This is a genomic window from Microbispora sp. H11081 (genome assembly GCF_012999535.1).
GTDB lineage: Bacteria > Actinomycetota > Actinomycetes > Streptosporangiales > Streptosporangiaceae > Microbispora.
Window position 1 is genome coordinate 38,043 of record NZ_JABBWV010000008.1, and the last position, 24,427, is coordinate 62,469.

Consider the following 24,427-nt stretch of genomic DNA (forward strand, 5'->3'; position numbering starts at 1 on the left):
GCCGCGAGCGGGCCGGGCCGCATGCGGCAGGCTGAGTCCCGCTCTACTCCTGCGTGGCCTGCGCGGCCTGCGTGGCGGGCTCGGGCTTGCCGGCCTTCGCCACCGCGTCCACGCCGGCCTCCTTGCGCTGCTCCGGGCTGATCGGGGTCGGCGCACCGCTCAGCGGGTCGAAGCCCGAGGCCGTCTTCGGGAACGCGATCACGTCCCGGATCGACTCGCCGCCCGCCAGCAGCATGCAGACGCGGTCCCAGCCGTAGGCGATGCCTCCGTGCGGCGGCGGGCCGTACTTGAACGCCTCCAGCAGCCAGCCGAACTTGCTCTCCGCCTCCTCCTTGGAGATGCCGAGCACGTCGAACACGCGCTGCTGCATCTCCGCGCGGTGGATACGGATCGAGCCGCCGCCGATCTCCATGCCGTTGCAGACCATGTCGTACGCGTACGCCAGGGCCTCACCGGGGTGGTCCTGGAAGTTGTCGGCCCACTCGGGCTTGGGCGAGGTGAACGGGTGGTGGACCGGGGTCCAGCCGCCCTCGCCGTCCTCCTCGAACATCGGGGCGTCGACGATCCACAGGAACGACCACTGCGACTCGTCGATCAGGTCGCAGCGGCGGCCGATCTCCAGGCGGGCCGCGCCGAGCAGGTCGCGGGAGGCCGCGGGCGCGCCGGCCGCGAAGAAGATCGCGTCGCCGGGCTTGGCGCCGGTCTTCCCCGCGAGACCGGCCAGCTCGGTCTCCGACAGGTTCTTGGCCACCGGGCCGCCCAGCGTGCCGTCCTCCTGGATCAGCACGTACGCCAGGCCGCGCGCGCCGCGCGACTTGGCCCAGTCCTGCCAGGCGTCGAGCTCCCTGCGGGTCTGCGAGGCGCCGCCCGGCATCACCACCGCGCCCACGTACGGCGCCTGGAAGACGCGGAACGAGGTGCCGGAGAAGTAGTCCGTGAGGTCGGTCAGCTCGACGCCGAAGCGCAGGTCCGGCTTGTCGGAGCCGTAGCGGGCCATCGCCTCGGCGTACGTCATCCGGGGCAGCGGCGCGGGCAGCTCGTAGCCGATCGTCTCCTTCCAGATCCGGCCGATGAGCGCCTCGCCCAGCTCGATGACGTCGTCCTGGTCCACGAACGACATCTCGATGTCGATCTGGGTGAACTCAGGCTGCCGGTCGGCCCGCAGGTCCTCGTCGCGGAAACACCGTGCGAGCTGGTAGTAGCGCTCCAGGCCGGAGACCATGAGCAGCTGCTTGAACAGCTGCGGCGACTGCGGCAGCGCGTACCAGCTGCCCGGCTGGAGCCGTACCGGCACCAGGAAGTCACGGGCGCCCTCGGGCGTCGAACGGGTCAGGTTCGGGGTCTCGACGTAGACGAACCCCCGCTCGCGCATGACCTCGTTGGCGAGGTAGGTCGCCTGCGAGCGGATGCGCAGCGCGTCGGCGATCTTCTGGCGGCGGATGTCGAGGTAGCGGTACTTGAGCCGCGCCTCCTCCGACACGCCCGCGTTGCCCTCGATCGGGAACGGCAGCGGCGCGGACTCGCTCAGCACCTCCACCTCGGAGGCGACGACCTCGATCTCGCCCGTGGGCAGATCGGGGTTCTCGTTGCCTGCCGGACGCAGGCGTACCTCGCCTGTGACCTTCACGCAGTACTCCGCGCGCAGGTCGTGGGCGTGGTCCTCCTCCCGGAAGACCACCTGGGCCGAGCCGGAGGCGTCGCGCAGGTCGATGAAGACCACGCCGCCGTGGTCGCGCCGGCGCGCCACCCATCCGGCCAGCGTCACCTTCTGGCCCGCGTGCTCCTTGCGGAGCGTGCCTGCCTCGTGGGTGCGGATCACGAGAGTTTCCCCTTCAAGAACGCGACGACCTCCGCGAGCGGAACCGCGGTCTGGTCGGCTGTGGTCAGATCCTTCACTTGCACGGCTCCCGCCTCGATGTCCCGGTCGCCGAGGATGAGCGCGTACCGCGCGCCGCTGCGGTCCGCGGCCTTCATCGCGCCCTTGACGCCACGGCCGCCGAAGGCCATGTCGACGGCGAGACCGGCCCGGCGCAGCTCGCTCACCAGCGGGAACACCCGCCGCCTGGCCTCCTCGCCGAGGGGCACGGCGAACACCTCGACGCCGCCGGGCCGCTCGGCGAGCAGGCCCTCGGCCTCCATCGCGAGCACCGTGCGGTCCACCCCGAGCGCCCAGCCCACGCTGGGCAGCGCCGGGCCGCCGATCTGCTCGCTCAGCCCGTCGTAGCGCCCTCCTCCGCCGACCGCGGACTGCGCGCCGAGGCCGTCGTGCAGGAACTCGAACGTCGTGCGCGTGTAGTAGTCGAGGCCCCGCACGAGCCGGGGGTCGTCCTCGTACGCCACCCCGGCGGCCGTCAGCAGGCCCCTGACCTCCTCGTGGTAGGCCTTGCAGGCCCCGCACAGGTGGTCGGTCACCAGCGGCGCGCCGTCCAACTGCGCGCGCACCTCGGGACGCTTGTCGTCGAGCACGCGCAGCGGGTTGATCTCGATGCGGTTGCGGGTGGCCTCGTCGAGGTCCAGGCCGCGCAGGAAGTCCTGGAGCGCGGCGCGGTAGGCCGGCCTGCACTCCTTGCAGCCGAGCGAGTTCAGCAGCAGCCGGACGCCGCTCAGGCCCAGCGAGGCGTAGCCGTCCATCGCCAGGACGATCAGCTCGGCGTCGAGCGCCGGGTCCTCGGCCCCCAGGGCCTCCGCCCCCACCTGGGAGAAGTGGCGGTAGCGGCCCGCCTGAGCCCGCTCGTAGCGGAAGTAGCTGCCCGAGTACCACAGCTTGATCGGCAGCGGCCCGCCGTACAGGCCGTGTTCGAGCACGGCCCGCATCACGCTCGCGGTGCCCTCGGGACGCAGCGTCAGCGACTGCCCGCCCCGGCTCGTGAACGTGTACATCTCCTTGGTGACGATGTCGGTCGACTCGCCGACCCCGCGGGCGAACAGCGCCGTGTCCTCGAAGGCAGGCGTCTCGACGTAGCCGTAGCCGGCGCGGCGGGCCGGCGCGGCCAGGGCGTCCCGTACGGCGAGTGCCCACTCCGAACGCGGAGGCATCCAGTCGAAGGTGCCCTTGGGCGCCTGAAAGGTCATCACAATCCCCTGGTCGGGCCTGCGTGCGGCGCGACGTCCCTGAGGAACGGGTTGGTCGCGCGCTCGCGGCCGATGGTCGTCTGAGGTCCGTGGCCGGGCAGGACCGTGGTCTCGTCCGGCAGCGTCAGCGTCTTGGCGAGGCTGCGCAGCATGGCGGCGTAGTCGCCGCCGGGCAGGTCGGTACGGCCGATGGAGCCGGCGAACAGCAGGTCGCCCGCGAACAGGACCTGGGAGTCCTCGACGGGCGCCCGGAACGTCACCGACCCCCTGGTATGCCCAGGCCTGTGGTCGACCGTGAGCTCCAGCCCGGCCAACGACAGCACGGCCCCGTCGGCCAGCTCCCGCACGTCGTCGGGCTCGGAAAGTTTCAGCCCGCCGAACATCTGGCCCGCCTGGGGCGGGAACCCCTTCGCCGGATCGGAGAGCAGATCGCGGTCCTCGGCGTGGATCCACGCGGGCACGTCGCGGGCGCCGCACACCGGCGCCACCGACCACACGTGGTCGATGTGGCCGTGGGTGAGCAGCACCGCGACCGGCTTGAGCCGGTGCTCGCGCAGCAGCGCGTCGAGATCCTCGACAGCGTCCTGACCTGGGTCGATGACCACGCACTCCTCGCCTGGCGCGGGAGCGACGACGTAACAGTTGGTCTGGAACGACCCTGCGGGGAACCCGGCGACGAGCACGGAAGCGGCCTCTGCGTCTCTACGGATCAATCAAGGATTGCGCGAGCGAATGTAACCGAAGGGTACCGGTGCGGGTCGGCAGGCTGCGAACCAATACCCGTCAGCCGATACGATTCGCCCACCTCAATAGTCATTCTTGGAGCAGTCGAGCCGGATGCTATAGAACGGGCCGCCCTTCCCGGAGCACATCCGGGACGTGGCGGGCACGCGCCGGCGAGAACGCGTCCGGGCGTACGACCAGGGAAACAGGACGAGTCGGGAGGTCGAAGTGGTCACCGGCAAGGACCGGCAGAAGCAGCTGGCCCGGGAGCACTACCAGCGGCAACTGCAGGCACGCGCGGAACGCGAGCAGAAGGTGCGGCGCAACGCCATCATCGGCACCACCACCGCCGTGGTGGTGGTGATCGGCGGCGTCGTGGCGGCCACGACCCTGCTGAGCCGCGGCGACGACGACGCCACGGCGTCGGCGAAGCCGTCGGCGAGCATCAAGCCCGCCGTGGCGGAACCCACGCCGTACGACCCGGCCAAGGGCACCTGCGGCTACGTCGCCGACGAGGGCAGTGGTCAGGTCAAGAACGTCGGCATGCCGCCGGAGAAGGTGAGCACGGCCCCGGCGACCATGACCATCAAGACCGGCCTCGGCGACATCGTCGCGCGGCTGGACAGCGAGAAGGCGCCCTGCACGGTCAACTCGTTCAAGTTCCTGGCGTCCAAGGACTTCTTCGACAACACGAAGTGTCACAGGATGGGCACGGACTTCCCGATCCTGCAGTGCGGCGACCCGCTGGCCAAGGCCGACGGCCAGAACCCGACCGACGGCCAGGGCGGGCCCGGCTACCGGTTCGTCAACGAGAACCTGGCGGGCGCGAAGTACACCCGCGGCGTGCTCGCGATGGCCAACAGCGGTCCCAACACCAACGGAAGCCAGTTCTTCATCGTCTTCGGGGACACCGGGCTTTCGCCCGACTACACGCCCTTCGGTACGGTGACCAAAGGACTCGAAATCGTGGACAAGGTCGCCAAGAAGGGTGTCATCGCCAGCGCCGGCGGGGACGGCACTGGCGCCCCGAAGCAGCCTGTGGTCATCAAAGACGTGACAATCACCAGCAAGAGCTGACGTAATACAACCAAGGGCACATCTAGCCCTGGAGGCTGATTCAAGTGCGGGAGGACACGGTGAGCACCGACCCGTGGGGCCGGGTAGACGAGGACGGCACCGTCTACGTGCGTACGGCTGAGGGAGAACGGGCCGTCGGGTCCTGGCAGGCCGGCGAGCCGGAGGAAGCGCTGGCCTACTACCGCCGCAAGTTCGACGAGCTGGCGGGCCAGGTGCAGCTCCTGGAGCAGCGGGTCCGCGGCACCGACCTCGCGCCTGCCCAGGCCGAGTCGAGCATCGCCAAGCTGCGGGAGTCCGTGGCCGAGGCGCACGCGGTCGGCGACCTCGGGTCGCTGCAGGACCGGCTGACGGCGCTGACCGAGCTGGTCGGCAAGCGGCGCGAGGAGCTGCGGGCCGCCCGCGACCAGGCCAGGGCGCACGCGCGCGAGGTGAAGGAGCGCATCGTCGCCGAGGCCGAGCGCATCGCCGAGGAGACGACGCACTGGAAGACCGGCGGTGAGCGGCTCCGTCAGCTCGTCGAGGAGTGGAAGGCCGCCGAGCGGGTCGACCGGGCCACCGAGGCGGCGCTGTGGAAGCGACTCTCCACGGCGCGTACGGCCTTCGCCAAGCGGCGCAAGGCGTACTTCTCCTCGCTCGACCAGCAGCGCGACGCGGTGCGCGACACCAAGGAGCGCATTGTGAGCGAGGCGGAGGCGCTGGCGGGCTCCACGGAGTGGAACGCCACCGCGGCCACCTACCGGGAGCTGATGCGCCAGTGGAAGGCCGCGGGCCGCGCCTCCCGCGAGGTCGAGGACGAGCTGTGGGTGCGCTTCAAGGCCGCCCAGGACCAGTTCTTCCAGGCCCGCTCCGCGGTCTTCGCCGAGCGGGACGCCTCGTTCGCCGCCAACGCGGAGGTGAAGGAGAGCCTGCTGACCGAGGCCGAGAAGCTGCTGCCGGTCACCGACGCCCGTGCCGCCCGCGCGGCGCTGCGCGGCATCCTGGAGCGCTGGGAGGCCGCGGGCCCGGTGCCGCGCGACCAGCGCGACCGCCTGGAGGGCGGGCTACGCAAGGTCGACGACGCGGTCCGCAGGGCCGAGGAGTCGGAGTGGAAGCGCTCCAACCCCGAGGCCAGGGCCCGCGCCCAGGACACGGTCAACCAGCTCCGCAAGTCGATCGGCCAGCTGGAGACCCGGCTGGCCAAGGCCCAGGAGGCCGGACGGGACAAGGACGTCAAGGAAGCGGAGGAGGCGCTGGCCGCCCGTCTCTCCTGGCTCCAGGAGGCCGAGCGCACCCTCGCCGAATTCTCCTAACCCCCCTCTCCCCCTCGGCGTGATCTTGTAGTTTGTCGCACGCCGAGGGGTTGAGCTGGGCGGACACCGGTCGTGATCTTGCAGTTTGTCGCACACCAGAGGGCTGAACCGGGCCGACACCGTCCGTGATCGTGCAGGCAGCCGGCCTACCCATGCCTCGGCCTGCTCGAACGGCCTTCATGACCTTGCAGGCTGCACCGCGCGTCTTGCCCGCGAGTTACCTCCACCGTGTGCAAGATCACGGATAGCGATTCCGCAGCTCACCCGGTCTATGGGTGCGCACACTGCAAGATCACGGAGGGTGTCGACGCAGGTCAGGCATCATCCCTGCAACAAACTACAAGATCACGCCCGTGGGGTGGGGTGGGGGAGGTTAGCTGGTTACGCGGTAGACGTCGTAGACGCCCGCTACGGTGCGTACCGCCTTGAGCACGTGGCCGAGGTGCTTCGGGTCGCCCATCTCGAACGTGAACTTGCTGATGGCCACCCGGTCGCGGCTCGTCGTCACCGACGCCGACAGGATGTTCACGTGCTGGTCGGACAAGGTCCGTGTGACGTCGGACAGCAGCCGTGGCCGGTCGAGCGCCTCCACCTGGATGGCGACGAGGAAGACCGAGTCGTCCCCCGGCGACCAGGCGACCTCCACCAGCCGGTCGGGGTGGGCGCTGAGCTGCTCCACGTTGGGGCAGTTGGAGCGGTGCACAGAGACCCCGTGCCCCCGCGTGACGAACCCGACGATCTCATCCCCCGGCACCGGGGTGCAGCAACGCGACAGGCGCACCCACACGTCCGGATCGCCCGCGACCATCACGCCGGCGTTCGAGTTGGCCCTCAGACGGCCCTTGAGCCGCGTGGGGACCTGCGTCTCGGCGATGTCCTCCTCGGCCCCCTCCACGCCGCCCAGAGCCTGTACGAGCTTGTCCACGACCGCCTGGGCCGTGAGGTGGCTCTCGCCGACGGCCGCGTACAACGCCGACACGTCGGGGTAGCGCAGGTCCCTGGCCAGGGCCAGCAGCGCCTCGCCGGACATCAGCCGCTGCAGGGGCAGGCCCTGCTTGCGCATGGCCCGCCCGATGGCCTCCTTGCCCGCCTCGATGGCGGTCTCGCGGCGTTCCTTGGTGAACCACTGGCGGATCTTGTTGCGGGCCCTGCCGCTCTTCACGAACTTGAGCCAGTCCCTCGACGGGCCCGCGTCCGGCGACTTCGACGTGAAGATCTCGACGGTGTCGCCGTTGCCCAGGCGGGACTCCAGCGGCACGAGCCTGCCGTTCACCCGCGCGCCGATACATCGGTGGCCGACCTCGGTGTGCACGGCGTACGCGAAGTCGACCGGGGTGGCGCCCTCGGGCAGGGCGATCACCTGGCCCCGCGGGGTGAAGACGAACACCTCGGAGACCGACAGGTCGAAGCGCAGCGACTCAAGGAACTCGCCGGGGTCGGAGGTCTCCTTCTGCCAGTCGAGCAGCTGACGGAGCCAGGCCATGTCGTTGACCTGCTTGACCTTGCCGGGCCCCGTCCCGATCGTCTCCTCTTTGTACTTCCAGTGCGCGGCCACGCCGTACTCGGCGCGGTTGTGCATGGCCCGCGTACGGATCTGCAGTTCGATGGCCTTGCCCTCTGGCCCCATGACCGTCGTGTGGAGCGACTGGTACATGTTGAACTTGGGCATGGCGATGTAGTCCTTGAACCGCCCGGGCACCGGCTTCCACTGGGCGTGGATCGTTCCGAGCGCGGCGTAGCAGTCACGGACCGTGTCGACGAGCACCCGGATGCCCACCAGGTCGTAGATGTCGTCGAAGGCCACGCCCTTGGCGATCATCTTCTGGTAGATCGAGTAGTAGTGCTTGGGCCGGCCGCGCACGGTCGCCTTGATCTTCGCCTCGCGCAGGTCGGCGGAGACCTTCTCGATGACCTCGTGCAGGAACAGGTCGCGGCGGGGCGCGCGCTCCGACACCATCCGGGCGATCTCGTCGTACCGCTTGGGGTAGAGCATGGCGAACGCGAGGTCCTCCAGCTCCCACTTGATGGTGTTCATGCCGAGCCGGTGGGCCAGCGGCGCGAAGATCTCCAGCGTCTCCCGCGACTTCTGCTGGCGCTTGTGCTCGGGCATGTAGCGCATGGTCCGCATGTTGTGCAGCCGGTCGGCCAGCTTGATCACCAGCACGCGGATGTCACGCGACATCGCGACGACCATCTTGCGCACCGTCTCGGCCTGCGCAGCGTCGCCGAACTTCACCTTGTCGAGCTTGGTCACGCCGTCGACGAGCAACGCGATGTTGTCGCCGAAGTCGGCTCGTAACTCGTCGAGGCTGTAGGCGGTGTCCTCGACTGTGTCGTGCAGCAGGGCCGCGCACAGCGTCTCGTCGTCCGTGCCCAGCTCGGCCAGGATCGTCGCCACCGCGAGCGGGTGGGTGATGTACGGGTCGCCGCTCTTGCGCTTCTGGTCGCGGTGGTGGTAGGCCGCGACGTCGTACGCCCGCTCGATGAGCCGCAGGTCGGCCTTGGGATGGGTGGCACGGACCGTCTTGAAGAGCGGTTCCAACACCGGATTCATAGCACCCCACTGCCCCCCGAAGCGGACGAGCCTTCGTCGCGCGGCCGTGGCCGGCCTGTCCTCCGGACTCGCCGCCGGGTCATGCGCCTCGTCGGGGGGCACATCGGCGACGGGCTCGGGGGCGTCGCGGGAGATCACTCCGCGATCGACCCGCGCGCTGCCGGGCACGACCACATCACGGGGCACACAGACTCCTCACGTCGAGTCCAGATTCCACAGTGTATCGGTGCTGCCACAGCACTCTCGGCCACATGCCCCTCCCCCGGCGGGCCTCCCCGCTCAGACGGTGAGCAGGGCGCGTACGTCCAGGCCCGGCAGCCTGTCGCGGCCGGAGAGGAAGGACAGCTCCATCAGGAAGGAGACGGCCACGATCTCCGCGCCCGTCCTCCTGACGAGGTCGACGGCGGCCTGGGCCGTGCCGCCCGTGGCGAGGACGTCGTCCACGACCAGGACCCGGTCGCCCGGGGCGAACGCGTCGGCGTGCACCTCGATCGTGGCGGAGCCGTACTCGAGATCATAGGACGCCTCGAACGTGTCGGCGGGCAATTTGCCCTTTTTGCGCACTGGCACGAACCCCGCGCCGCCGCGGTAGGCCACCGGCGCGGCGAGGATGAAGCCCCGGGCCTCGATGCCGACCACCTTGTCGAACTCAAGACCGTCCCCGAGCTCCGCCACGACCCGGGTGAAGGCGGCGTGGTCCGCCAGGAGCGGGGTGATGTCCTTGAAGAGGATGCCCGGCTTGGGATAGTCGGGGACGTCCCTGATGAGCGCTGTCCAGTCAGTCACGACGCTCACCCTAGCGGGCCTCCGGCGGCCGGAGAGCGACCGGAGAGCGACCGGAGAGCGGCCCGGGAACGGCGCAGGACGGGCCCGGGATCAAGCAGGGAGCGGGCCGCGAGAAACGCGAAGGCGCCCCCGGAACCGGGCGGGTTCCGGGGGCGCCCGCGGCGCGTGCGACGGTCAGCGCTTCTTGCGCTTGTCCGTGGCCTGCGCGGTGACGTTCTGCGTCCCGGCGGAGACGGGCTCCTTGGCCGTACGGGCGGCCTTGGCGGCGGCGAGCTCCTTGGCGTGCACCCGCTGTGCCAGCGCCTGCCACTTGGGCTCCCGCTCCTTGAGCGTCACCAGGATCGGCGTCGCCACGCACAGGGACGAGTAGGTGCCGACGACCATGCCCACGAACAGGGCCAGCGACAGGTCCTTCAGCGTGCCCGCGCCGAGCAGCGTGGTGCCGATGAAGAGGATCGCCGCGACCGGCAGGATCGCCACCAGCGAGGTGTTCAGCGAACGGATCAGCGTGTGGCTGAGCGCGTTGTTGGCGGCCTGCGTGTAGGTCATCTTCGCGCTCGTGCCGAGCTTGCCCGTGACCTCCTTGATCATGTCGAACACCACGACCGCGTCGTACAGCGAGTAGCCGAGGATCGTGAGGAAGCCGAGCATGGTCGCCGGGGTGACCTCGAAGCCCGACCAGGCGTAGACGCCCGCGGTGATCACGAGGTCGTGGATGAGGGCGACGATCGCCGCGAGGGCCATCCGCCACTCGAAGGCCACCGACAGGTACAGCATGATCGCGATCATGAAGACCACGAGGCCGATCCATGCCTTCTGGGAGACCTCGCCTCCCCAGGTCGCGCCGATGACCTGCGAGCTGACCTGCTCCTCGGAGATGCCGTACTTCCGGGCGATCGTCTCCTGGACCTTGGTCGCCTCCTCGCCCTTGAGGCTCTCGGTGGTGACCCGCCAGTTGGGGCCGGCCTGCTGCACGATGACCTGGTGCGCTCCGGCGTCCGCCACGGTCTCACGCACCTGCTCGATGCTGGAGCCCGGCGTGCGGGTGAAGTCGAACACCGAGCCGCCGCGGAACTCCACGCCCAGGTTCAGCCCGTTCAGCACCAGGCCCAGGATGGAGACCGCCAGCAGCACCACCGACAGGCCGTACCAGACCTTGCGCTTGCCGACGAAGTCGATGTTGATGTCGCCGCGGTAGAGGCGGCTGATCACGCCCGGCATCACGCCTCCTGCAGGGTCTGCTCGGCGGGGCTGGTGCGGCCCATGCGCTCCGCGTCGAGTCCGGACAGCTTGTGGCCCTTCGAGAAGAACCGCAACCGCGCCACGATGGACATCAGCGGCTTGGTGAACAGGAACACCACCACGATGTCGATGAGCGTGGTCAGGCCCATCGCGAACGCGAAGCCGGCCACGTCGCCGACCGCGAGGAAGTAGAGCACCACCGCGGCGATGAACATGACGGCGTCGGCGACCAGGATGGTGCGCCGGGCACGCCGCCAGGCCACCTCGACCGCCGAGCGCAGGGTGCGGCGGCCCTCCTTGATCTCGTCGCGGATGCGTTCGAAGTAGACGATGAACGAGTCCGCGGTGATGCCGATCGAGACCACGAGGCCGATGATGTGCGGCAGCGAGAGCCGGAAGCCGGCGTTGTGGCTGATCACGTCCACGGTCAGGTACGTGACGGCGGTGGCCACGCCCAGGCTGGCCACGCCGATGAGCCCGAGGCCGCGGTAGTAGAGCAGCAGGTAGAGCACGACGATGATCAGGCCGAGCGCGCCGGAGATGAGGCCGCCCCTGAGCTGGTCCTGGCCGAGGGTCGAGGAGACCGACACGACCGAGCTCTGCTGGAACTTGAGCGGCAGCGCGCCGTACTTGAGCTGGTCGGCCAGCTCGGTGGCGGTCGTCTGGGTGAAGCTGCCGGAGATGCGGGCGCTGCCGCCGGGGATGGCCTCCTCGATCGTCGGAGCGACGATGACGACGCCGTCCAGCACGTTGGCGAGCTGGTTGCGCGGGGCGGGCAGGGTGGTGATGCGCCGGGTGATGTCGGAGAAGAGCGACGCGCCCTTCGACTTGAAGTCGACCTGGACGATCCACTCACCGGTGGTCGGGTCGGTGCCCGCCTGCGCGCCGCTGATCTCGGTGCCCTGCACCGCGGCCTTGTCCAGGATGTAGCGGGCCGTGCCGTCGTCGCTGCAGGCGACGATCTGCTTGTTCGGGTCGTCGATGGCGCCCTGGCCGCGGTTCTTCGCGGTGCAGTCGATCTTGCGGAACTCCTCCAGCAGCGCCGGCTCGATGCCGCTGGTGTCCTGACCGGCGAGTGGGTCGCCTTCGTCCTCCGGAGCGGCGGGCGCCGAGGGGCTCGGAGCGGCCGTCGGCGACTCCTTGGCCCTGGCTCCCGAGCCCTGCTTCCGTTCGGTCGTCCCTCCCGTCGCGGCGCCGGCCTCCGGTGTCGGCGCGGTCAGCGCCTTCGACAGTACGCGGCCGGCGGGAGAGGGGTTGGCGGTCGGGGCCGCGCTCTGCCTGGCCGGAGTGGAGTCGCTCGCCGAGGCCGCGGGGGTCGCCGTGGCCGACCCGCCGGGCGTGGGGGCCGCCGTGGGCACCTCCGCCGGCTGGGTCCTCGCGGCGGCCACCGCGAGCACCTGCCGCATGCGCAGTTCGGCGGTGGTCGACACCAGCCGGAGCGCCTCGTCCCGGCCCGCGCCCGGAATCTGGATCACGATGTTGTCGTTCGACTTCGCGACCTGGGCGTCGGAGATGCCGGTGCCGTTGACGCGCTGCCGGATGATCGTCACGGCTCGGTCGAGGCTCTCTTGCGAGGGTGCCCGCCCGTTCACCGTGACCGGCGAGAGCGTCACCGTGGTGCCGCCCGCGAGGTCGAGGCCGAACTTGGGGACGAACGCCTTCTGGAGGGCGACCGTCGCTCCCATGACGAGGATGAGCGCGAGGAGCAGCAGGAGTGTCCGTCCTGGCTTGCTCTGGCTACTGGTCGGTGGGGCCACTGGAGGTCAGTTCTTTCGTCGAAAGGTTGTGATCAGCCTACTCAGGACTGCTTGGTGCTCGTGTCGTCACCGTTCCCCGTGTCGGTACGCTCCGTCACGGTCCCCTCGGCCTCCACGTCGGTCACGTCGTCAACGGGAGTGACCACCCTGCCGATCGCCGCCTTGAGCCAGCGGGTCTCGACACCGGGGGCCACCTCCAGCACGACGTCCTCGTCCTGCAGGGCGACGACCGTCGCGAACAATCCTGTCGTGGTCACCACCCGGACACCCGGAGTGAGGGAGTTCTGCATCTGGATCTGCTCCTGCTGCCGCTTGCGCTGGGGGCGGATCAGGAGGAAGTAGAACACCACTACCAGCAAGATCAGTGGCAGGAACGTCCCAAGCGGGCTGTTACCCACGGGGGCCACCCTTCCGTAACGTGATGAACCGGCCTGACGCCGGAGGTCTTGTGCGCTTCACACGCGGGCCACCTCGACGCTTTCTCGTGTCGGCGTGAGCGGCCAGTCAAGCCACGCAGTGTATGCGAGCCCGCAGAAGCCCGGCAACGAACCCACGGCTTGGCGGGCAGGAAAGTTCCCGTTTCAGGGGCTTCGCAATCGGTCTGTTACCTCTTTGCCCCGGTTTCCGCTTCTACCCGCCGCGCCGGGGGGAGTGCCCTCATTCCTCGTCGAAGAGCGTGGGCGAGGGGGCCCAGCCGACGGCGTCGGGAGGCGCGGCCAGGCCCAGGTGCGCCCAGGCGGCCGCGGTGGCGACGCGGCCGCGCGGCGTTCGGGCCAGCAGGCCCTGCCGCACCAGGAAGGGCTCCGCCACGACCTCGACGGTCTCCGGCTCCTCCCCCACGGCCACCGCGAGGGTCGACAGGCCGACCGGGCCGCCGCCGAACTTGCGCAGCAACGCGTCGAGCACGGCCCGGTCGAGCCGGTCCAGACCTTCGGCGTCAACCTCGTACAGGTTGAGCGCCGCCCTGGCGACGTCCCTGGTGATGACGCCTTCCGCGCGCACCTCGGAGAAGTCGCGCACCCGCCGCAGCAGGCGGTTGGCGATCCGGGGCGTGCCCCGGGAGCGGCGGGCGATCTCATGGGCGCCCTCGTCCGGCAGGTCGAGCGACAGCAGCCGGGCGGAGCGCCGCAGCACCTGCTCCAGCTCGGCCACCTCGTAGAAGTCCATGTGGGCGGTGAAGCCGAACCTGTCGCGCAGCGGCGCGGGCAGCAGCCCGGCCCGCGTGGTCGCCCCGACCAGCGTGAACGGGGCGATGTCGAGCGGGATCGAGGTGGCGCCCGGGCCCTTGCCGACGACGATGTCGACCCGGAAGTCCTCCATGGCGAGGTAGAGCATCTCCTCGGCCGGGCGGGCCATCCGGTGGATCTCGTCGATGAACAGGACCTCGCCTTCGGCCAGCGTGGACAGGATCGCGGCGAGGTCGCCCGCGCGCTCCAGCGCGGGACCCGAGGTCATCCGCAGCGGCGCGCCCAGCTCGGAGGCGATGATCATGGCGAGCGTCGTCTTGCCGAGCCCGGGGCCCCCGCTCATCAGGACGTGGTCGGGCGGGCGGTTGCGGCGCAGCGCGCTCTCCAGCACCAGCGAGAGCTGCTCGCGCACCCGGCCCTGCCCGATGAACTCGTCCAGCCGCCGGGGACGCAGCGCGGCCTCGATCGCCCGCTCGTCGCCCGCCGGTTCCGGCGACACGAGATCCCGCTCGACGCTCACTCGACACCATCCGCTCGGCATGCCGGGACCCGTCCGCTTCCCGGTGAAAATTTCATCGAACCATCAGCCCGGCACGCGGTCACCGTGTGCTCAGCGCGCGCAGGGCGGACCGCAGCAGCACGGCCACCCGCGGCTCGCGACCGGCCGCGACCTCCGCCTCGGCCTCCGGGGTCACCGCCGCCACCGCCTCGTCGGCGTCGCGGGACGAGTAGCCCAGCCCCACCAGCCCGGAGTGGACCTGCTCGCGCCAGGCCGGCGCGGCGGCCGATCCGTTCAGCGCGGCCTCGACGGGCCCGGATGGGGCGCCGAGCTTGTCCTTGAGTTCGAGCACGATGCGCTGGGCGCCCTTCTGGCCGATGCCCGGCACCATCGTCAGCGCCTTGATGTCGGCGCTCGCCACCGCGACGCGCAGCGCGTTGGGCGCGTGGACCGCCAGCATGGCCAGGGCCAGGCGCGGCCCGACCCCGCTGGCCGTCTGGAGCAGTTCGAAGACCCCGCGCTCGTCGTCGGTGGCGAAGCCGTACAACGTGAGCGACTCCTCGCGGACGACGAGCGAGGTGGACAGCCGGGCGGGCTCGCCGACGCGCAGCCCGGCCAGGGTCGCGGGGGCGCAGTGGACGAGCATCCCGACCCCGCCCACCTCGACCACGGCGCTGTCGGCCCCGATGGCCGCCACCTGCCCCGCAACGGATGCGATCACCGCGTGCTCCCTCCCCGGTCCGTACGCCCGGCCGCGACGTCGCCGGGCGTCCCAGTCCTACCAGAGCCGGCGGGCCCCGCACCGCCGTTGCGGGCCCTGGCCAGGGCGTCGGCCAGGCGGTTCTGCACGCCGCCGCGCCAGACGTGGCAGATGGCCAGGGCGAGCGCGTCCGCGGCGTCCGCGGGCTTCGGCATCGCGTCGAGGCGCAGCAGCCGGGTGACCATCGTGCCGACCTGTTTCTTGTCGGCGTTGCCGTTGCCCGTGATCGCGGCCTTGACCTCGCTCGGCGTGTGCAGCGCGACCGGCAGGCCCCGCCTGGCCGCGCAGACGATCGCGACGGCGGACGCCTGGGCCGTCCCCATGACCGTACGGAGGTTGTGCTGGGCGAAGACCCGCTCGACGGCGACCGCGTCCGGCCTTATCTCGTCGAGCCACCGCTCGATCTCCGCCTCGATGACGACCAGCCGGGACCCGATGTCGTCGTCGGCCGGAGTGCGGACCACTCCCACGGACAGCAGGCTCAGCGGGGCGCCGGGACGGCCCTCCACGGCGCCGAGACCGCACCGCGTCAGCCCCGGGTCCACCCCCATCACCCGCATCTGGGGCAACCGCACCGGCACGCCTCCCTGGTCCCCGCCGGCGCGGCCGCCGCACCTCATCGCCACCGTCACCGCCGCCGCGCCGAACATACGTTCGGCCGGTCACTCTATCGCGATCAGCGGCGGCGCGGGCGGATCAGAAGTAGTCGATCATGTACGCGGCGCAGCCGAAGGCCGAGTCCAGCGCGTCGTCGGCCTCGGGCGAGCCGCCCGCCAGCAGACCGGCGCGGCGGAGCGTGGCCGTGGAGACCCCGGCGAACAGGGCGGACATCCCGCCGATCGAGAGCCGGGAGCCCTCCCCCCGCGCGGCGTCGAGGCGCGTCGCGGTGCCGGAGCCGCCGTCCACCCGCAGCAGCCACTCGCCCGTGTTGCCGGGGCGGTGGGAGTCGGTCACCTCGACGGGGACCTCGACGGACACGCCGGCGGGGAAGCCACGCGCCTCGACCGCGGCGGGCAGGTCGACCAGCCGGAACATCCACCGGGTGTGGGCGACCTCGTCCTTCGACCGCTCCCGCAGCATCCAGAGCATCGGGTCGTCCGGGCCGACGCAGGCGGTCACCGACTTCGCGACGGACGAGGCGCTGCCGACCATCGACCACAGGGTCCTGGCCGTCGCCTCCGACCCCGCGACCAGGTTGTCGACCTCGATGTCCCCGTTCCTCCACCGGTAGACGACGAACCCGTCCTCGGCGAGGTAGCAGAAGTCGTCGTCGTCCTCCAGCCACAGGCGCCAGGTCCGCTCGTCCATGCACAGCGGCCCGCTCGCGCGGGAGGCGGCGTGCACCCTGGCGATCAGGGCGACCAGTTCGGCCGCGTCGGACAGGCCCATCCTGCGCAGCTTGACCGCGCCGCCCGGGTCGCCCACCGTACGCAGGGCCTCGGTGGGCACGGTGATCCGCTGGAACACGCCCGCGTGCTCGTAGCCGACGCTGCGGTACAGCGGCGTGGTGGCCGGGTAGAGCGCGGAGACCGCCTGGCCGAGCACCGCGCAACGCTCGATCACGGCCTCCATGAGCGCACGGCCCACTCCCCTGCCGCGGTCCTCCGGCGCCACCGTCACCCCCGCCACGCCGCCCATCGGCTGCGGGCGGCCGTGCCACCACTGGACGTACGGGTTGATCCTGGCCGCGCCGAGGAGGCGGGTGCCGTCGAAGGCGCCCAGATAACGGCCCTCGGGCAGCATCGGGGAGACGAGTTCGCGCCACGTTCGCGCGCTGTCGCCTGACAACGGGCCGAAGGCACGCCTGCGGGAGTCGAGGACGGCGTCCAGGTCGTCGCTCGTGAGATCACGGATTTCCACAGCAGGCCAAACTATGCGGGCGCCGGTTGCCGCTGCCACCGGTTTTCCGCCTACGGCTCCGCCCCGTGCGAGGCCCCCGTGCGAGGTCCCCGTGCGAGGCCCCCGTGCGAGGTCCCTGTGCGAGGTCCCTGGGCGGGGCCCCGGCCCCGCCTACGGCGTCAGGCCTCGACCTTCTCCATGACGTCGTCGCTCACGTCGAAGTTCGCCCAGACGTTCTGCACGTCGTCGCTGTCCTCGAGCGCGTCGATGAGCTTGAAGACCTTGCGGGCGCCGTCCTCGTCGAGGGGGACGTTGAGCGTGGGGACGAAGCTCATCTCCGCCGACTCGTAGTCGATGCCGGCGTCCTGCAGCGCCTTGCGCACGGGGACCAGGTCGGAGGCCTCGGAGACCACCTCGAAGTTCTCGCCGAGGTCGTTGACCTCCTCGGCCCCCGCGTCGAGCACGGCCATGAGCACGTCGTCCTCGGACAGCGAGCCCTTAGGGACGATCACCACGCCCTTGCGGTTGAACATGTACGACACCGAGCCCGGGTCGGCGAGCGAGCCGCCGTTGCGGGTCAGCGCCACGCGCACCTCGGACGCGGCGCGGTTGCGGTTGTCGGTGAGGCACTCGATGAGGACCGCCACGCCGCCCGGGGCGTAGCCCTCGTACATGATCGTCTGCCAGTCGGCGCCGCCGGCCTCCAGGCCGCCGCCGCGCTTGCGCGCCCGCTCGATGTTGTCGATCGGGACCGAGTTCTTCCTGGCCTTGGTGATGGCGTCGAACAGCGTGGGGTTACCGTCCGGGTCAGGGCCGCCTGTCCTGGCCGCGACCTCGATGTTCTTGATGAGCTTGGCGAAAAGCTTGCCGCGCTTGGAGTCCAGCGCCGCCTTCTTGTGCTTCGTCGTCGCCCATTTGGAGTGGCCGGACATCGCCTAGAACTCCCTCACCATCTCGACAAAATACGAGTGCACCCGCGCGTCGCCGGTCAGCTCCGGATGGAAGGACGTCGCGAGCAGCGGCCCCTGACGGACCGCGACGATCCTATCCCCAGCTTCGGTGCGGCCCAGCACCTCGACATCGGGTCCCACGGACTCGACCCAGGGCGCGCGGATGAAGACGGCCTTCATCGTCCCGCGCCCGGCGAAGTCGAGATCGGCCTCGAACGAGTCGACCTGGCGGCCGAAGGCGTTGCGGCGGACCACCATGTCGATGCCGCCCAGCGTCTCCTGGCCCTCGATGCCGCCCTCGATCCGGTCGGCCAGCATGATCATGCCGGCGCACGAGCCGTACGCGGGCATGCCCTCCTTGATCCGCAGGCGCAGCGGCTCCAGCAGCTCGAACGCGGTGGCGAGCTTCCAGATGGTGGTGGACTCCCCGCCCGGGACGACCAGCGCGTCCACCGCGGCGAGCTCCTCCTGCCTGCGCACCGGCACGGCGGCCGCGCCCGACTCCTCCAGCGCGCGGATGTGCTCGCGCACGTCGCCCTGCAGGGCGAGCACGCCGATCCTGGGTGCGGGCGTCACGGTTTCCCTTCCTGTGGTGACTGTGTGTTCAGGGTATGGCCGCGGTCTCGCGCGCCCCAAACGACGAGTCAGGCGCGACCCAGCTTCGCCAGTGCGGGCAGGGCGCGGGCGATGGCCGAGCGTTCCTCGGGCGTCAGCGCGCCCAGCCGGTCGGACAGGTAGGCGATCCGCGCCCGCCGTACGGCCCGGAGGCGGTCGCGGCCCTCTCCGGTCAGCTCGACGGTGCGCACCCGCGCGTCGGACGCGTCGGTGCCCCGCGTGACGAGACCGGCCTCCTCCAGGCGGTTGACCTGCACGCTCATCGTCGGGAGCTGCACCCCGTGCTCCTCGGCCAGCTCGGTCATCCGGCGCGCGCCGCCCTCGAGGGAGCCGAGCACGGAGTACTGCTGGGCGGTGACCGGCTGCCCCGCCGTCGTGCTGCGCAGCAGCATGACGACGTGGCGCAGCTCACGTGACAGGTCTTCGGCGAGCCGGCCGGTGTCGTCGGTCGTCATAGCTGGTCACGATAACGGGGCCCCGCGGCGGGGCGACGACGGGGCGGGGCCGCGCGACTACCAGCCGCGCTCGGCGAGGCGGTGCGGCACGGGGATGTCGTCGACGTTGATGCCGACCATGGCCTCACCCAGGCCGCGCGAGACCTTGGCGATCACGTCGGGGTCGTCGTAGAACGTGGTGGCCTTGACGATGGCGGCGGCGCGCTTGGCGGGGTCGCCGGACTTGAAGATGCCGGAGCCGACGAACACGCCCTCGGCGCCGAGCTGCATCATCATCGCGGCGTCGGCCGGGGTGGCGATGCCGCCCGCGGTGAACAGGACCACCGGCAGCTTGCCGTTCTTGGCGACCTCCGCCACCAGCTCGTACGGCGCCTGCAGCTCCTTGGCCGCGACGTACAGCTCGTCCTCGGGCAGCGAGGTGAGGCGCTTGATCTCACCCCAGATCTTGCGCATGTGGGTGGTGGCGTTGGAGACGTCGCCGGTGCCGGCCTCGCCCTTCGAGCGGATCATCGCGGCGCCCTCGGTGATGCGGCGCAGCGCCTCGCCGAGGTTGGTGGCCCCGCACACGAAGGGGACGGTGAACCGCCACTTGTCGATGTGGTTGGCGTAGTCGGCCGGGGTCAGGACCTCGGACTCGTCGATGTAGTCGACGCCGAGCGCCTGGAGCACCTGGGCCTCGACGAAGTGCCCGATCCTGGCCTTGGCCATCACGGGGATGGAGACGGCGCCGATGATGCCCTCGATCATGTCGGGGTCGCTCATCCGGGACACTCCGCCCTGGGCGCGGATGTCGGCGGGGACGCGCTCGAGCGCCATGACTGCGACGGCTCCGGCGTCCTCGGCGATCTTGGCCTGCTCCGGGGTGACGACGTCCATGATGACACCGCCCTTGAGCATCTCGGCCATACCACGCTTCACGCGGGCGGTGCCGACGGCGGTGGTCTCGTTGACTTCGGGGGTGCTGCTGGACACGGTGCTACCTCACGACGGCGGGCCTACGGATTTCATCTCCATGGTAGGCGCTGGCCTGTCCAGCCCCGGACCGGCCCGGCCGGTGAAGTCGATCAAGCCTTTTGTCCATCACGGCGCGACCGGCTTGCGCGAGGCGAGCACCACCCAGACCTGGCCGCGGGCGAACGGCATGGGCGTGCCGTCGGCCATGGTGTAGGACGTGCCCTCCTTCTCCGAGGCGCGTGACCACTTGACCCGGTAGGCCTGGCCGTCCCTGAGCACGACGCCGGTGCCCTTGCCCACCGTGTGCACCAGCGGGGTGTAGCTGCCGGTGAAGTCGTGGAACTCCGACCGCTCGGTCTTCACCCACTGGATGACGATCGTGGGGGCGCCCTGCTGGCCGCCCTCCGCGGCCATGTCCTTCTCGCCGTCCTGGGTGACCAGCCAGCGCTTCTGCGCCGCCGACCAGGCGAACGTGAAGCGCGCCGCCGGATAGCGCACGGTGACGCTCTTCTGCGGCGTGCCCCCCGCGGGCGGCTCGTCGGAGAAGACGAAGCCGATGTCCTTCGCCTTGCTCGCCTGCGGCGCCTTGGCGAGGAGCTTCCTGGGGCTGCCGACCAGGTTGTACGGCGCGACGCGGCCCGGGGCGCGGGTGTACGCGGCGGGGACGCGGCTGTCGGACACGTCGAACAGCGAGGCCTTCTGGACGTAGGGGATCATCTTCGTCTGCACCCCGGAGTAGGCCAGGGCGGGCTTGCCGAACATCGGCAGGATGTGCAGGTCGGAGATGCGGGCGCTGCGGACCGGCCCCACCTGGGCGGGCAGCTTCGACGAGAAGATCGCCATGAGCCGGGTGAGCCCGCCCTCGACCTGCTCGACGTAGACGATGTCGGCGCTGCGCACGCCCATCTGCGGCTTGCCTGCGTGCGTGTTCTCGATCTTCACGGCGAGTACGGGCCTGCGGGCGGCGACCGGGCGCCCGGTGAAGGGGTGTTCTGGAGGCGGCGTGGGCGAGGGCGACGCCACCGGGCTCTCTTCCTGGGACTGGGCGGCCGGGCCGTCGTCGCCGGAACACGCGGTTCCGGTCAGGACGACCACCATGGCCAGCGTGAAGCCGATCCCTGCCCGCACCCGCACCGTACCGCTCCTCCCGGTGGAAAGCCCCCGCCACCAGGCACGACGGAACTGGCCCACGAGGACCGCCGACCAGCATGGCAACGAAACGGCATGAGCTTACCGGGATTAACGTGAAATGCCCGACAAAAAGCGACTAACCGGTAGCGAGCGACTCCGGCGGCTCGTCGTCGATGTCGAAGAACCGGGGCGGGTCGGTGTGCCCGGCCAGCCGCAGCGTGCGGGCCAGCCAGCGCCGCTGCGCCGTACGGGTGACGCCGGCGGCGTTGTTGTAGAACCGGCGCGAGTAGACGACCTTGGCGACCGCCGTGTCCAGCTCCTCCAGCAGCGCCGTCCCCGCCGGATGCTCGGCCAGCTTCTCCCTGAACCGCTCCTGGTCGACCACCGCCCGCAGCGTCCTCGACAGGTCGCTCTCGGCGTGCTCACGCTCGTCGGGCCCCGCCGTACGGGCCTCGTGGGCGGCCGCGGCGAGCACCAGCGAGGTCGCGGGGTCGAGGATGCGCGAGCCGGCGAGCTCCAGGCAGACCGCGGCGCGGCGCAGCAGCGCCGCGTCGAGCGCCGCCTGCGCGGTCTCCAGCCGGATGTGGAGGCGGTCGAGCCGCCCGGCCCGCCAGGAGACGTAGACGGCGAACAGCACGACGACGACGGCCGCCACGAGGATGACGGTGGTGGTCACGGCAGCGAGTCCTCCACGACTCCCGCGCTCGCGTGGGTGACGGTCTCGTAGACGCGCAGGACGTCCCGCGCGACCGTCGACCAGTCGTACTTCCACACGGCCTGGCGGGCCTCGTCCGAGAGCTTGGCGCGGCGCCCCGGGTCGTCGAGCAGCCTGGCCGCCTCCCGGGCCAGCGCGGCGGGGTCCCCGGTCGTGAACAGCGCCCCGGCCTGGCCCTCGCCCAGCACGCGGCGGAAGGCGGGAATGTCGCTGGCGAGGATCGGCGCGCCCGCCGACATCGCCTCCGTCAGCACGATGCCGAAGCTCTCGCCGCCCAGGTTGGGGGCGCAGAAGACGTCGACGGAGTGGTAGGCGCGCACCTTGTCGGCCTCGCTGACCATGCCGAGCAGCCCGACCCTGTCGCGGTACGGCTTGGGCACCCGGTCGAGCACCTCGTCCGGGTCGCCGGGGCCGGCGATCAGCAGCCGCAGCCCCGGCCGTTCCGGCGCGAGCAGCGCGAACGCCTCGAGCAGCACGGCCAGGCCCTTGCGCGGCTCGTCCATCCGCCCGAGGAAGCCGATCACGCCGCCGTCCGGGCCCCAGCCGGGCAGCGGCTCGCCCTCGGCGTACCTGCGCACCGTGACGCCGTTCGGGATCAGCACCGCGTCGCCGCCCAGGTGCTCCACCAGCGTCTTGCGGGCGGCGTCGGAGACCGCGATCCTGCCCGTGATCTTCTCCAGCGCGCTCTGCAGCATCGGCGCCGCCACGGACATGGCCCGCGACCGCGCGTAGGAGGCGTGGAAGGTCGCCACGATCGGCCCCCTCGCCACCCAGCAGGCCAGCACGCCGAGGGACGGCACGGCGGGCTCGTGCACGTGCAGCACGTCGAACCCGCCCTCCCTGATCCACTTGCGCACCCGGTTCGCCGACAGGAAGCCGAAGGCAAGGCGGGCGACCGAGCCGTTGTACGGCACCGGCACGGCACGGCCCGCCGAGGTCACGTACGCCGGCAGTTCGGCGTCGTCGGCGGCGGGGGCGATGACCGACACCTTGTGCCCGTCGTCGATGAGCGCCTCGGCGAGGTCCCTGATGTGCGCCTGCACGCCCCCCGGAACCTCCCAGGTGTAGGGGCAGACGATGCCGACGTTCACGACCCGGCCCCAGGCCGGGGCTCGAGGTCGTCGAGCCACAGGCGCTGGAGCATGTGCCAGTCCTCGGGGTGCTCGGCGATGCCCTTCTCGAACACCTCCGCCACGGCCTGGGTCATCACCGCGACCTTCTCCTGCCGCGTCCCTTCGGGCGGCACGGGGATCTCCTCGTGGATGCGGATGCCCCAGCCGTTCCCCTCGAACCAGAGCACGGCGGGCAGCAGCGCGGCGCCCGTCTGGATCGCCAGCAGCGCGGGCCCGGCGACCATGCGCGTCCTGGCGCCGAAGAAGTCGACCTCGACGCCGGAGGCGGTCAGGTCGCGCTCGGCGGGCAGGCAGACGGGCCTGCCCTGGCGCAGCCGCTTGGCGAGCGTGCCGAACGCCATCGCGCTGCCGCCGCCCTTGGCGGTCAGCGGCAGCACCTCCATGCCGAGCCGCCCGCGGTAGGCGACGAAGCGCTCGAACAGCGACTCTGGCTTCAACCGTTCCTGGACGGTGGTGAAGGGGTGGCCCTTGTGCACCAGCCAGGCGCCTGCGAGGTCGTAGTTGCCCATGTGGGGCAGCGCGACCACCACTCCCCTGCCTCGGGCGAGGTTGTCGAAGATGTGCTCGCCGCCGGTGGCCCTGGTGTCTTCGAGGATGCGCTCGCGGCTGTAGGCGGTGAAGCGGAACGACTCCATCCAGTAGCGGAAGTAGGAGCGCATGCCGGCCCGGCTCAGGGCCCGCACGGCGGGGTCGCCGGGGTCGCCGCCGACGACGCGGGCCAGGTTGGCCTCCAGGCGGCGCACGGACTTGCCCCGCCTGCGCCACAGCCAGTCGGCGAGGACCCGGAAGAACCACGCGGCCAGCCGTTCCGGCACGTACCGGACCACGGCCCAGCCGACGGTGTAGGCCGCCGCGACCAGCCGGTCGGCGAGCGGCGCCGCGCCGGGTCGCGCGGACCGCCCCGGGGGTGGGCCGTCCGTGTCCTTCATCAGTCCACCGCCTGTCTGTAGACGTGCGCCATCCGCTGCACCACGGTGACGGCGCTGGCGGCGGCGAGCAGCCAGAGCCCGGCCGCCAGGATGTAGGGCACACCGAGACCGGACAGCCCGGCCGCGACGAGCACGACCACGAGACGCTCCCCCCGCTCGGCGATGCCGACGTTCGCGGTCATGCCGAGTCCCTCGGCCCTGGCCTTGACGTAGGAGACCAATGCTCCCGCGGCGAGGCAGAAGAGCGCGACCACCGCCAGGACGATCTCGGGATCGTCCTTGAGGACGAAGTAGAGGATCAGTCCGGAGAAGATGGAGGCGTCGCCGAGACGGTCCAGCGTGGAGTCGAGGAAGGCGCCCCATTTGCTCCCATTGCCCGTCATGCGGGCCAGCACGCCGTCCAGGAGGTCGGCGAGCACGAAGAACGTGATGACGAGCGTTCCCGCGAACAGATGCCCGAGCGGGTAGAAGAAGAGAGCCGAGGCCACCACGCCGAGCGTGCCGATCGCTGTGATCACGTCAGGCGAGATCCCGCGGCGGGCGAGGGCCCGCCCCAGGGGGGTCATGACTCGGGTGACGGCGGGGCGCAGGATGTTCAACATCGCCGTCCGATCGTAGGCCATCCGGCGCCGCCGCACCTCGCAAGCGCATTCGCCGAAAAGTCTTGTGATATGCGCCACATGGGTAAAGGGTGAAGAGCACGCGCCCGCAGGACCGCCCGGAGATGTCACGGAGGTGAACCCGCCGTACCGCAGGACGC

Annotated in this window: 23 protein-coding genes; 2 read left to right on the forward strand and 21 right to left on the reverse strand. The window is 71.0% G+C overall.

From position 1 onward, the window contains the following. Nucleotides 1–43: 43 nt before the first annotated feature. From aspS to HHX31_RS20815, 3 genes are read right to left on the reverse strand one after another with little or no spacing between them, the layout of a single operon-like run. Nucleotides 44–1,819 (reverse strand): aspartate--tRNA ligase, encoded by a 1,776-nt coding sequence (gene aspS / locus HHX31_RS20805; RefSeq protein WP_169949998.1) that lies wholly within the window; start codon nt 1,817–1,819, stop codon nt 44–46. Next, nucleotides 1,816–3,072: a histidine--tRNA ligase gene (hisS, locus tag HHX31_RS20810; protein WP_169949999.1), complete on the reverse strand. Its 1,257-nt coding sequence runs from the start codon at nt 3,070–3,072 to the stop codon at nt 1,816–1,818. Before hisS ends, aspS begins: the two co-directional genes overlap by 4 nt. Continuing rightward, nucleotides 3,072–3,755, reverse strand: a complete 684-nt coding sequence (locus HHX31_RS20815) for an MBL fold metallo-hydrolase (RefSeq protein ID WP_169950186.1) — start codon at nt 3,753–3,755, stop codon at nt 3,072–3,074. Before HHX31_RS20815 ends, hisS begins: the two co-directional genes overlap by 1 nt. Nucleotides 3,756–4,023: 268 nt before the next feature. On the opposite strand from HHX31_RS20815, the gene HHX31_RS20820 reads away from it, so the two are divergent. Beyond that, the gene (locus tag HHX31_RS20820) at nt 4,024–4,872 is read left to right on the forward strand and encodes a peptidylprolyl isomerase (RefSeq protein WP_169950000.1); all 849 of its coding nucleotides are present in this window, start codon (nt 4,024–4,026) and stop codon (nt 4,870–4,872) included. Nucleotides 4,873–4,931: 59 nt separating this feature from the next. Next, complete coding sequence (locus tag HHX31_RS20825) at nt 4,932–6,161, forward strand: DUF349 domain-containing protein (RefSeq protein ID WP_169950001.1); 1,230 nt, start codon at nt 4,932–4,934, stop codon at nt 6,159–6,161. 373 nt (nt 6,162–6,534) lie between these two features. On the opposite strand, the gene HHX31_RS20830 is transcribed toward HHX31_RS20825, so the two are convergent. From HHX31_RS20830 to pgsA, 18 genes are all read right to left on the reverse strand, one after another. Next, nucleotides 6,535–8,715, reverse strand: coding sequence for a bifunctional (p)ppGpp synthetase/guanosine-3',5'-bis(diphosphate) 3'-pyrophosphohydrolase (locus HHX31_RS20830; protein ID WP_169950187.1), 2,181 nt, complete (start codon nt 8,713–8,715; stop codon nt 6,535–6,537). Between the two features lie 279 nt (nt 8,716–8,994). Next, nucleotides 8,995–9,501: an adenine phosphoribosyltransferase gene (locus HHX31_RS20835; RefSeq protein ID WP_169950002.1), complete on the reverse strand. Its 507-nt coding sequence runs from the start codon at nt 9,499–9,501 to the stop codon at nt 8,995–8,997. Nucleotides 9,502–9,675: 174 nt separating this feature from the next. After that, on the reverse strand, nt 9,676–10,722 hold the full coding sequence (gene secF / locus HHX31_RS20840; RefSeq protein ID WP_169950003.1) for a protein translocase subunit SecF: 1,047 nt from the start codon (nt 10,720–10,722) through the stop codon (nt 9,676–9,678). Then, nucleotides 10,722–12,500, reverse strand: coding sequence for a protein translocase subunit SecD (gene secD / locus HHX31_RS20845; RefSeq protein WP_311932137.1), 1,779 nt, complete (start codon nt 12,498–12,500; stop codon nt 10,722–10,724). The genes secF and secD overlap by 1 nt, the downstream gene beginning before the upstream one ends. Before the next feature lie 41 nt (nt 12,501–12,541). Continuing rightward, entirely contained in the window at nt 12,542–12,898 is a 357-nt protein-coding gene (gene yajC, locus HHX31_RS20850) for a preprotein translocase subunit YajC (RefSeq protein WP_169950004.1), read from the reverse strand. Between the two features lie 259 nt (nt 12,899–13,157). Next, nucleotides 13,158–14,207: a Holliday junction branch migration DNA helicase RuvB gene (gene ruvB, locus HHX31_RS20855; protein ID WP_311932138.1), complete on the reverse strand. Its 1,050-nt coding sequence runs from the start codon at nt 14,205–14,207 to the stop codon at nt 13,158–13,160. 79 nt (nt 14,208–14,286) lie between these two features. Continuing rightward, nucleotides 14,287–14,907 (reverse strand): Holliday junction branch migration protein RuvA, encoded by a 621-nt coding sequence (gene ruvA, locus HHX31_RS20860; RefSeq protein ID WP_169950006.1) that lies wholly within the window; start codon nt 14,905–14,907, stop codon nt 14,287–14,289. Continuing rightward, nucleotides 14,904–15,506 carry a crossover junction endodeoxyribonuclease RuvC gene (gene ruvC / locus HHX31_RS20865; protein WP_169950189.1) on the reverse strand — a complete coding sequence of 201 codons (603 nt, stop codon included), beginning with the start codon at nt 15,504–15,506 and terminating at the stop codon, nt 14,904–14,906. The genes ruvA and ruvC overlap by 4 nt, the downstream gene beginning before the upstream one ends. A 136-nt stretch (nt 15,507–15,642) precedes the next feature. Next, nucleotides 15,643–16,806: an enhanced intracellular survival protein Eis gene (gene eis, locus HHX31_RS35770; protein ID WP_169950007.1), complete on the reverse strand. Its 1,164-nt coding sequence runs from the start codon at nt 16,804–16,806 to the stop codon at nt 15,643–15,645. 158 nt (nt 16,807–16,964) lie between these two features. Then, complete coding sequence (locus HHX31_RS20875) at nt 16,965–17,717, reverse strand: YebC/PmpR family DNA-binding transcriptional regulator (protein ID WP_169950008.1); 753 nt, start codon at nt 17,715–17,717, stop codon at nt 16,965–16,967. Nucleotides 17,718–17,720: 3 nt separating this feature from the next. After that, complete coding sequence (gene pdxT, locus HHX31_RS20880; RefSeq protein ID WP_169950009.1) at nt 17,721–18,311, reverse strand: pyridoxal 5'-phosphate synthase glutaminase subunit PdxT; 591 nt, start codon at nt 18,309–18,311, stop codon at nt 17,721–17,723. A gap of 68 nt (nt 18,312–18,379) precedes the next feature. Then, complete coding sequence (locus HHX31_RS20885) at nt 18,380–18,805, reverse strand: MarR family winged helix-turn-helix transcriptional regulator (RefSeq protein ID WP_169950010.1); 426 nt, start codon at nt 18,803–18,805, stop codon at nt 18,380–18,382. A 57-nt stretch (nt 18,806–18,862) separates the two neighbouring features. After that, a complete protein-coding gene (pdxS, locus tag HHX31_RS20890; protein ID WP_169950011.1) occupies nt 18,863–19,777 on the reverse strand; it encodes a pyridoxal 5'-phosphate synthase lyase subunit PdxS in 915 nt (304 codons plus the stop codon). A 108-nt stretch (nt 19,778–19,885) separates the two neighbouring features. Continuing rightward, nucleotides 19,886–20,893 (reverse strand): DUF3048 domain-containing protein, encoded by a 1,008-nt coding sequence (locus HHX31_RS20895; RefSeq protein WP_311932139.1) that lies wholly within the window; start codon nt 20,891–20,893, stop codon nt 19,886–19,888. A 133-nt stretch (nt 20,894–21,026) separates the two neighbouring features. Next, nucleotides 21,027–21,566 carry a hypothetical protein gene (locus tag HHX31_RS20900; RefSeq protein ID WP_169950012.1) on the reverse strand — a complete coding sequence of 180 codons (540 nt, stop codon included), beginning with the start codon at nt 21,564–21,566 and terminating at the stop codon, nt 21,027–21,029. After that, nucleotides 21,563–22,696: a glycosyltransferase family 4 protein gene (locus HHX31_RS20905; RefSeq protein WP_169950013.1), complete on the reverse strand. Its 1,134-nt coding sequence runs from the start codon at nt 22,694–22,696 to the stop codon at nt 21,563–21,565. Before HHX31_RS20905 ends, HHX31_RS20900 begins: the two co-directional genes overlap by 4 nt. Then, entirely contained in the window at nt 22,693–23,667 is a 975-nt protein-coding gene (locus HHX31_RS20910; protein ID WP_169950014.1) for a phosphatidylinositol mannoside acyltransferase, read from the reverse strand. Before HHX31_RS20910 ends, HHX31_RS20905 begins: the two co-directional genes overlap by 4 nt. Further along, complete coding sequence (gene pgsA, locus HHX31_RS20915) at nt 23,667–24,269, reverse strand: phosphatidylinositol phosphate synthase (RefSeq protein WP_169950015.1); 603 nt, start codon at nt 24,267–24,269, stop codon at nt 23,667–23,669. The genes HHX31_RS20910 and pgsA overlap by 1 nt, the downstream gene beginning before the upstream one ends. Nucleotides 24,270–24,427 lie beyond the last annotated feature (158 nt).